This is a genomic window from Streptomyces sp. NPDC006265 (genome assembly GCF_040613555.1).
In the GTDB taxonomy this organism is placed as follows: domain Bacteria; phylum Actinomycetota; class Actinomycetes; order Streptomycetales; family Streptomycetaceae; genus Streptomyces.
On record NZ_JBEXSH010001494.1, the window covers coordinates 1 to 1,156 of the forward strand.

At 71.7% G+C, this 1,156-nt stretch carries 2 protein-coding genes; both read right to left on the minus strand.

All coding sequences use genetic code 11. The features are described from left to right. The coding region (locus tag ABZ281_RS50090) for an ATP-binding protein (RefSeq protein ID WP_356665574.1) at window positions 1-519 on the minus strand (519 nt) is incomplete at its 3' end. A 183-nt stretch (window positions 520-702) separates the two neighbouring features. Further along, on the minus strand, window positions 703-1,026 hold the full coding sequence (locus tag ABZ281_RS50095; RefSeq protein WP_356665576.1) for a hypothetical protein: 324 nt from the start codon (window positions 1,024-1,026) through the stop codon (window positions 703-705). Window positions 1,027-1,156: the final 130 nt, after the last annotated feature.

The following is a 1,156-nucleotide window of genomic DNA, read 5'->3' on the forward strand; positions in this document are numbered from 1 at the left end:
GGACCGGGCGGGAGCATGGTCGGGTCGGAGCCCGTCGGTGGAGGCCCCGACATCGGCGAACCGGCGCGCCGGCTTCTCCTGGACCGTGCGCCGCGAGCGGAGCGACGGCGACGTCACCACGGGAGCGGACGTCGGCAGGGTGAACCACACGACCTTGCCGGACTCGCCGTCCGGCCGGACGCCCCAGCTCTCGCTCATGGCGGCCACCATCGCGAGCCCACGCCCGCAGGTCGCCAGCGGCTCGGCCTCGTCGATCACGGGCATCCGCGGATCCCCGTCGCGCACCGAGACCGTGAGCCGGTCGAGCAGCAGCTCTATCTCCACGGTGCACGTCTTGTCCGGCTGGGCATGCCGGTGCACGTTGGACAACAGCTCCGTCACGCCGAGCGAGGCCCGGTCGATCAGGGGGTCGAGATGCCAGTAGCGCAACTGCGCAGATACGATTCTGCGGACCTGGCCGATCCGCGACGGCAGGGCTTGGAGCTCCACCGTGCAGTGCCTGCTTGGGTAGCTGATCACGGCTGCGACTCCCCGACGTGAGGTCCGGAAGAACACGGGATTCGGATCCAGCAGGGCGCCTGCGTGACACTGCCGCCTGCTGTCGTGGCCGGCGGGCTGGTTCGCAGCGTTATCGCCGGTAAACCCAGAGTGACGTGAGACCAGAGTGGCGCAGGGGATGAGGTACCGCAACTCGCGGACATCTCAGTCGCCGCGCCCCGCTGCCCGGCGCACGGCTTCGATGAAGCGCCGCGCGGCCGGCGGGCCCGGCTCTCCCGGAGCGGGGTCGTGGTCGCCCAGGGTGAGCAGGTACCGCTTGCCGTTGAGATCCGCCGTGGCCCGGTCATCGTGGCCGAACCAGGGCTTGGAGGCGCGCACGGCCTGCACCGGAGCGCTGTCGATCTCGCTGCCGTAGCTGGTCAGCAGCTCGAGCCGGCCGTCACTGATCCGGACCTGCCCGGCCCGGGTGAGCGACCGCAGCCGCTTCCCGATCCGCACGCCCGTGGCCCTGAACTCCGGCTCTCCCATGCCACCCGCCCCCTAGTGCGCGTCGGCGTACCGGCTCGCTCCGCGCGATGCCCGGTACGGGCTCGCGTCCTGATCCAGTGTGCCCCGTCCGGGTCCATGGACCCCTCCGGGGGGTGCGTCCCGCCCGGTC

Coding starts and splice junctions, on each gene's coding strand:
- ABZ281_RS50095 (WP_356665576.1), bottom strand. CDS start 1,026: ATGGGAGAGCCGGAGTTCAGGGCCACGGGCGTGCGGATCGGGAAGCGG.